We start from the raw sequence: 686 nt of genomic DNA, 5'->3' as shown, positions 1-686 counted from the left end.
GCGTGCTGCAGGCCGACGGCTACGGCGGGTTCGAGAGCCTCTACGAGGGCGGGCGCGTCGTCGAGGCGGCCTGCTGGGCCCATGTCAGGCGCCCGTTCTACGACCTGCATCTGACCGGCCAGGCGCCGCTCGCCACCGAGGCGCTCCAGCGCATCGCTCTCATCTACGCTGTCGAGGAGGAGATCCGTGGCAAGCCGCCTGACGAACGTGCCCGCCTGCGCCAGGCAAGGGCTGGGCCCGTGCTCGAGGAGATGTATGCCTGGTTCCGGGCAACGCTCGGACGGATCTCCGGCAAGAGCGACCTTGCGGGCGCCATCCGCTACGCCCTGACCCGCTGGGAGGCGCTGACGCGCTACCTCAGCGACGGCAGGCTCGAGCCGGATAACAACCCGGTCGAGCGTGCCATCCGGCCGCTGACCTTGGGGCGGAAGAACTGGCTGTTCGCCGGGTCGGATAAAGGCGGTCAGCGTGCCGCGGCGGTCGCCTCGCTGATCGCAACCGCTAAGCTCAACGGCCTCGATCCAGAAGCCTATTTCCGCCGCGTGCTGGAGCGCATCGCCGACCATCCCGTCAGCCGTGTCGCCGAGCTCCTGCCCTGGAACCTGCCAAGCGACGCCGAAGCCGCGACAACCTGACGGTCGGTCGCCGCCTCACTGGACGCTTACGCCGCATCACCGGACGCTTAC

General features: G+C 69.2%; 1 protein-coding gene. It reads left to right on the top strand.

Annotated elements, in window-relative coordinates; translation table 11 throughout:
• Positions 1 to 635: IS66 family transposase (gene tnpC / locus JMJ56_RS33225; RefSeq protein ID WP_202836135.1), on the top strand; the 635-nt coding region annotated here is incomplete at its 5' end.
• Between the last annotated feature and the right edge of the window lie 51 nt (positions 636 to 686).

This window comes from Belnapia arida (genome assembly GCF_016773205.1).
In the GTDB taxonomy this organism is placed as follows: Bacteria; Pseudomonadota; Alphaproteobacteria; order Acetobacterales; family Acetobacteraceae; genus Belnapia; species Belnapia arida.
This window is presented reverse-complemented; position numbering and strand designations above follow the sequence as displayed.